This window comes from Kitasatospora sp. NPDC127121 (assembly GCF_042677305.1).
Classification (GTDB): domain Bacteria; phylum Actinomycetota; class Actinomycetes; order Streptomycetales; family Streptomycetaceae; genus Kitasatospora.
The window spans coordinates 39,460-46,294 of the sequence record NZ_JBHXTQ010000070.1; the positions used below are offsets into that span (position 1 = coordinate 39,460).

Annotated in this window: 5 protein-coding genes; 4 read left to right on the plus strand and 1 reads right to left on the minus strand. The window is 75.1% G+C overall.

Annotated elements, in window-relative coordinates:
• Positions 1–501 precede the first annotated feature (501 nt).
• Entirely contained in the window at positions 502–1,671 is a 1,170-nt protein-coding gene (locus ACFVHI_RS28330) for an FAD-dependent oxidoreductase (protein ID WP_380344048.1), read from the plus strand.
• 33 nt (positions 1,672–1,704) lie between these two features.
• Positions 1,705–2,391 carry a TetR/AcrR family transcriptional regulator gene (locus ACFVHI_RS28335; RefSeq protein WP_380344051.1) on the plus strand — a complete coding sequence of 229 codons (687 nt, stop codon included), beginning with the start codon at positions 1,705–1,707 and terminating at the stop codon, positions 2,389–2,391.
• 31 nt (positions 2,392–2,422) lie between these two features.
• On the opposite strand, the gene ACFVHI_RS28340 is transcribed toward ACFVHI_RS28335, so the two are convergent.
• Entirely contained in the window at positions 2,423–3,334 is a 912-nt protein-coding gene (locus ACFVHI_RS28340; protein ID WP_063346233.1) for a LysR family transcriptional regulator, read from the minus strand.
• A 230-nt stretch (positions 3,335–3,564) separates the two neighbouring features.
• Between ACFVHI_RS28340 and ACFVHI_RS28345 the strand changes: the two genes are divergently transcribed.
• Complete coding sequence (locus ACFVHI_RS28345; protein ID WP_380344055.1) at positions 3,565–4,971, plus strand: TolB family protein; 1,407 nt, start codon at positions 3,565–3,567, stop codon at positions 4,969–4,971.
• A 153-nt stretch (positions 4,972–5,124) separates the two neighbouring features.
• Entirely contained in the window at positions 5,125–6,699 is a 1,575-nt protein-coding gene (locus ACFVHI_RS28350) for a TolB family protein (RefSeq protein WP_380344057.1), read from the plus strand.
• The last annotated feature ends 136 nt before the right edge of the window (positions 6,700–6,835 follow it).

Sequence of the window (6,835 nt, forward strand, 5' to 3'; positions counted from 1 at the left end):
GCAGGACCTCCTCCCCGCCCGCTCCCCCCCCCCCCCCTGGGCCGCCCCCGCCGGGGGGGGGAAGCCCTGGGGGCGGCGCGGGGGGCGGCGCCCCCCCTGCCCCGGGGCCCCGCCCCCGCCACCACCACCCACTCGTGAGACGGACCACCACCACCCACTCGTGAGGGAGCAACAGCCGTGACCAGTGGGCAGGACGCCGAGAACGGGCCGACCGCGAGGGGTTCCGGGCCCGTCCGGCGCAACCGGTAATCCCACGTCCACGGCCTCCCGTCAGCTGGTTCTCCGGCACCGAGTCTGCCCGCCTCGTCTCGCGGCGCGCCAGTGATCCCGCCATGTCCGGATCGTGAAGTTCTCACACTCCCGCCCGGTGGGATCCCGGGTTGCCCGGTTGGCCACTCCGGGGGACGAACTTGTTCGTTACGAACATGTTCGTTACCGTGGAGGAGCGGGCGGCGAACCCACGCCGACCGACACGGACCGACACCGACCCAAGGAGTGGCCATGACCGTCCAGCACGTTCCCGTCGCCGTCATCGGAGCCGGGCTCGGGGGCCTCGTACTCGCCCGGGTCCTGAACGTCCACGGCATCCGGGCCGCCGTCTTCGACCTGGAGCCCTCGCCCGAGGCCCGCACTCAGGGCGGCCTGCTCGACATCCACGACGACTCCGGCCAGCAGGCCCTGCGCGACGCCGGGCTGCACGACCGGTTCCTGACCCTGGTCCACGCGGGCGGCGAGGCCCTGCGGGTGGTGGGGCCGGACGGCGCCGTCCGGCTGGAGCAGGAGGACGACGGCACCGGCGGCCGCCCCGAGGTCGACCGGGGCCGCCTGCGCGACCTGCTGCTGGACTCCCTGCCCGCCGGCACCGTGCGCTGGGGTCGGAAGGTGGTCCGCGCCCACCCGCTGGGCGACGGCCGCCACCAGGTCGCCTTCGCCGACGGCACGGCCGTCACCACGGACCTGCTGGTCGGGGCGGACGGCGCGTGGTCCCGGATCCGGCCGCTGCTGTCCGACGCCCGGCCCGCCTACACCGGGGTCTCCTTCGTCGAGGCCGACCTGCACGACGCGGACACCCGGCACCCCGAGGCGGCCGCCCTGGTCGGCGGCGGGTTCTTCCTCTCCGTGGCCGAGGGTCGCGGCTTCCTCGCCCACCGCGAGGGCGACGGCAGCATCCACGTCTACACCGCCGTCCGGGCCGGCGAGGACTGGCTGGACGGCATCGACACCACCGCCCCCGACACCGCCAAGGCGACCGTGCTGGCCGGCTTCGACGGCTGGGCCGACGGCCTGCGGGCCCTGCTCGCCGACGCCGACGGCGGCCTCGTCCCGCGCCGGATCCACGCCCTGCCCGTCGGCCACCGCTGGGACCGCACCCCCGGCGTCACCCTGCTCGGCGACGCCGCCCACCTGATGTCCCCGTTCGCCGGCGAGGGCGCCAACCTCGCCATGCTCGACGGCGCCGAACTCGGCAAGGCCCTCGCCCACCACCCCGGCGACCCCGAGGCCGCCCTGACCGCCTACGAGCGCGCCCTCTTCCCGCGCAGCGAGGCCTCGGCCGCCGCCTCCGCCGCCGGCCTGGAGCTGATGTTCGGCCCCGACGGCCTCCAGGGCCTGCTCGACCAGTTCACCGCCCCGGACCAGCCCGCCCCGGCGGGCACACCCTCGGCGAACTAGTTCGTCACGAACACGGTCGCTAGGCTGGCCGGTATGACGAGCTCCCCCTCCCGACCCCGCAGCCGCCGCGAGCGGCCGGCGAAGCCCGCGCTGAGCCACGAGGCGATCGTCGCCGCCGCCGTACGGGTGCTGGAGGCGGAGGGCCTGCCACGGGTGACCATGCGGCGGCTGGCCCAGGAGCTGGACACCGGGCCGGCCTCGCTGTACGTGTACGTGGCCAACGCCGCGGAACTGCACGCCGCGATCCTGGAGGAGTTCCTCGGGGAGGTGGACCTGAGCCCGGTGACGGCGGCCGGGGACTGGCGCGAGCGGTTGGCCGCCGTCCTCAACTCCTGCACCGGGGTGCTGTTCCGGCACCCTGCGCTCGCCCACGCCGCACTGGTGGCGAGGCCGTCCGGGCCGCACTACCTGGCCCTGGTGGAGGCGGTCCTGGCACTGCTGCACGAGGGCGGGGTGCCGGACGGGCAGGCGGCCTGGGGCGTGGACGTGCTGCTCCAGGTGGCCACCGCCACCGCCGCCGAGCAGTCCGCCCGGCAGGGCGAGCAGGCGGAGCGGGAACACGGCGCGCTCACCGACGCGCTCCGCGCGGCGCCCGCCGCCACCTACCCGAGGATCGCCGCACTCGGGGACGACCTGGTGTCCGGGGCGCCGGAGGACCGGCTGTCCTGGATGTTCCGGGTGGTCGTCAACGGCACGCGCACGACGCCCCGACCCGCCTGAGCCCAGGCGCCGAGCGCAGGCCGGTCCGGGCTCAGGCGCCCGCCGCGGCCGCCTCGGCGAGGGCGTCCAGGACCGGGCGGATCAGCGGGTGCCCGTCGGCGCCCGCCCGGACGGCGGCGAAGACCCGGCGGGTGGCGAGCTCGCTGTCCACCGGCCGGACGGCGATCCGGCCGAGGTCGACGCCGCGCAACGCCGAGCGCGGCACGAGGGCGACGCCGGCGCCCGCCGAGGCGAGGGCGACGACGGCCCGGAAGTCGTCGGAGGAGTGCACCAGGCGCGGCTGGAAGCCGGCGTGCTCGCAGGCCAGCAGGACGACGTCGTGGCAGGGGTTGCCGGGGTAGGGGCCGATCCACCGCTCGTCGGCCAGGGCCGCGACGGCGAGCGGACCGCCGTCGGCGGCCAGCGGGTGGCCGAGCGGCAGCACCGCCTCGAACGGCTCGGCGTACAGCGGGACGCGGGTGAGCCGGGCGTCGTCGGCGCGCGGGGCGCCCCGGTACTCGACGGCCACCGCGAGGTCGGCCCGGCCGTCGAGGACCATCGGCAGGCTGGCGTCGCCCTCCGCGTCCAGCACCTTGAGCCGCACCCCGGGCGCCTGCGCGGCCAGCAGCCCGATCGCCGGGGCGAGGACGAGCGCGATGCCGGTGGCGAAGGAGGCGACGGTGACCTCGCCGGAGACGCCCGCGCTGTAGGCGGCGAGGTCGGCCTCGGCGCGCTCCAGCTGGGCGAGCACGGCGTCGGCGTGGCCGAGCAGGATCTCCCCGGCGGCGGTCAGCCGTACCCCCCGGCCCTCGCGGGCGAGCAGGTGGTGGCCGGTCTCCTGTTCCAGGGCGGCCAGCTGCTGGGAGACGGCGGAAGGGGTCAGGTAGAGGGCGGCCGCCGCGGCGGTCACGGTGCGGTGGTCCGCCACGGCCCGCAGGGTCCGCAGCCGTCGGGCGTCGATCACGGACCAATTCTGCCAGCGTGCCGGGGCGGTCCGGACCGGGCCCGGAGTCGGGGCGGGGTTCGGGCCGGGGTTCGGGCCGGGGCCGCGAAAGGGGCGATACGACCGGTGGCGTATTTCCGGACGAGATCGCTTCTCCCGGTTGACCACCCGGCCCGGGCGGCGATTGGCTCTTCCCCAGCCGGGCCACGGGGGTGACGAGGGCCCGGCGCCGTCATCAGGGGAGGATGTCCATGACCACCGCACGAACCCGCCGTTGGCTGGCCCATACCGCCGGCATCCTGGTGGCCGCCGCCGTGGCCGGGGCCGCGATGCCCGCCGCCGAGGCCCGGCCGCTCAAGGGCGACACCTCCCGGGTGAGCGAGGGGCCCAAGGGCGAGCAGCTCGACGGCACCTCGTCCGCGCTCGGGCTGAGCGCCGACGGCCGCTCCGCGCTGTTCAGTTCGACCGCGACCAACCTGCTGCCCGGGGCCGGCACCCCGAACTCGGACGAGGTCTACGTGCGGGACCTGCGCAACGGACACGTCGAGCGGGTCAGCGTCGCCGCCGACGGCTCCAAGCTGGACGCCGCCACCAACCAGGCCGCGATCAGCGGCGACGGCCGGTACGTGGCGTTCAGCACCGCCGCCACCAACGTGCTGCCCGGCCAGCCGAAGCACGGCAGCGACGTCTTCGTCCACGACCGCTGGACCGGCCGCACCGAGCTGATCACCGCCGCCGGCCCGGCGAGCACCGACGACCAGAGCATCCGCACCGCCGACAGCCCCACCCTCAGCTGGGACGGCCGCTTCGTCGCCTACGCCTCCAGCCGCACCGACCTCGCCCCGGGCGTGAAACGCGGTAAGAACAACATCTACGTCACCGACCGCTGGACGCACACCACCCGGCTGGTCACCTCCGGCACGGAGGGCGAGGGCGCCGACAACAACTCCTTCAGTCCGACGATCAGTGCGGACGGCTCGACGGTCGGCTTCGGCTCCCGGGCCGGAAACCTGCTCCCGGGCACTCCGGCCCCGGCCCCGACCTCGACCCCGACCACCGACCCGACGCCCGGGGCCGGGGCACCCCAGCTGGCCGGGCCCAAGTTCTACCCGTACTACGTCTGGAAGGCCGGCACCGGCAAGATCGCCGGCGCCAGCCTGGACGACACCGGGGCCCTGAGCGACGGCGGCCGCGACGGCCGGCTCAGCCCGGACGGCCGCTACGCGATCTACAGCCTCCCGGTCTTCATCGGCGGGGCACCCGCCCCGGCCCACGGCATCCGGATGGACGTGTACGTCCACGAGCTGGCCACCGGCAAGATCACCAAGGTCAACACCGACCTGCCGGGCACCACCGCCAAGTGGTCCTCGTCCGGTGGCGTCATGACGCTCGACGACCGCTGGGTCTACTTCGACTCCGCCGCCGAGAACCTCGTCCCCGACGACACCAACTCGGCCAGCGACGTGTTCCGCCGCGACCTGTGGACCGGGCGGATCGAGCGGGTCAGCCTCACCCGGAGCGGCGGGCAGAGCACCGCCTCCTCCTACGGCCCGTACGTGGACGCCACCGGCGACACGGTGATCTTCGACGCCTCGGACGGCGACCTGGTGCCGGGTGACACCAACACCTTCCTGGACGTCTTCCTGCGCCGCCTGTGACGTCCTGACTCCCCTGCCGCATACGTCCGTTGACGTATTTTCGGCCGAGATCACCCGTGGGCGTTGACCACCGGCCCTCCCGACGATTGGCTCTCCCGAAAGCCCGTCGCCGGGAGGGAGCCCGGCCGGGCGACCCCCGGGGAGGCAGACGTCATGACACGCAGCACCCGTACCACCCGCAACCGGTGGCTGGCCGGCGGCGGCAGCATTCTCGCGGCCACCGCCGTACTCGCCGTGACCGCCGCACCCGCCCAGGCCGACCGGGCGCCGCGCGGCACCGTCCAGGTCAGCGTCGGGGTGAACGGCGCCGCGCCGGACAACCAGTCGTGGAGCCAGGCGATCAGCGCCAACGGCCGCTACGCCCTGTTCACCTCCTGGGCCACGAACCTGGTGTCCCAGCCCGCGAAGAGCGCCCGCGACGCCTACGTCCGCGACCTGAGGACCGGCCGCACCGAGCGGATCAACCTGGCCGCCGACGGCAGCGCGCTGAACGGCTTCACCGACAACGTCGCGATCAACGCCGACGGCCGCTACGTCGCCTTCGACAGCGACGCCGAGAACGTGGTGCCCGGCATGCAGGTCCAGGGGCGCGACGAGGTGTACGTCCGCGACCGGAAGACCGACCGCACCGAGCTGATCAGCGGCGGGCTCACCGGCACCGACACCGACAAGTTCCACGCCTCCTACGCGCCCTCGATCAGCGCGAACGGCCGCTACGTGGTCTTCGGCTCCAGCCGCAAGGACCTCGTCCCCGACCTCCAGGGCGGCGACCCCTCGCTGGCCAGGCCCTACACCTGGGACTACAACATCTACGTCACCGACCGCTGGACGGGGAAGACCAGGCTGGTGACCCGCGGCGTGGACGGCAAGCCGGGCGACGGCATGTCCCTCAACCCGACGATCAGCGCGGACGGCCGCACCATCGGCTTCACCTCCATGGCCGACAACCTGCTGCCCGCCGACCAGACCCCCGCCCCGGCCGGCGGGGGCGCAGCCGCCCCCGCCGACGTGGAGCTGGCCCCGGGCGTCGCCCCGGCCCTGCCCCACAGCGCCCAGAAGGGCCTGGCCCCGAACCTGGCCCGGCCGGTGACCGCCCCCTACTACACCTACGACGTGCAGTCCGGCCGGATCTCCGCCGCCAGCCTCGACCTCGACGGCAAGCTCGGCGCCCCGAGCTTCGGCGCGACGATCAGCCCCGACGGGCGGCGCGCGATCTACGCCCTGCCCGAGCCCGGCGGGTCGACCGGCGGCCACCGGTTCCACACCGTGCTGTACGTCCGGGACCTCGGGAAGGGCACCGTGACGAAGATCAGCGGCGGCCTGCCCGGCACCACCTCGGTCGGCTCCTCCGACCACGCCCGGATCACCGCCGACAACCGCTGGGTCTACTTCGCCTCCGCCGCCGACAACCTGGTGGCGGGCCCGCAGCACCCGGGCTGGGACGTCTACCGGCACGACCTGCGCACCGGCCGCACCGAGCGGGTCGCCACCGCCGCGGACGGCTCGCTCGGCAACGGCACCTCGGCCGATCCGGTCGTGGACGCCCGCGGCCGCACGGTGGTGTTCAGCTCGACCAGCGGAAACCTGCTCGCCGGCACCGGCGGCCCGGCGACCACCGACTCCCAGGTCTTCGCCCGCGCCACCGCGCACCACGGCCACGGCGACGTCCAGGGCGACGACCAGGACCAGGACCAAAGCCAGGACCAGGGCCAAGACAGCGACGACTGACCGTCAACCGCCGCTCGCACCGTGAACCGCGTACGGGGGCGGGACGTCGGCCGGGCCGGCGTCCCGCCCCCGAAGCGGGAGGGTGGGGCAGATGGTTGGTGGGCCGTGCGGTGGGGGCGGATCGATGCGCCCCCAC

Excerpts from the sequence above, each read along its gene's own strand:
- ACFVHI_RS28335 (WP_380344051.1), top strand. The coding sequence starts at position 1,705 with ATGACGAGCTCCCCCTCCCGACCCCGCAGCCGCCGCGAGCGGCCGGCG.
- ACFVHI_RS28345 (WP_380344055.1), top strand. The coding sequence starts at position 3,565 with ATGACCACCGCACGAACCCGCCGTTGGCTGGCCCATACCGCCGGCATC.
- ACFVHI_RS28350 (WP_380344057.1), top strand. The coding sequence starts at position 5,125 with ATGACACGCAGCACCCGTACCACCCGCAACCGGTGGCTGGCCGGCGGC.
- ACFVHI_RS28330 (WP_380344048.1), top strand. The coding sequence starts at position 502 with ATGACCGTCCAGCACGTTCCCGTCGCCGTCATCGGAGCCGGGCTCGGG.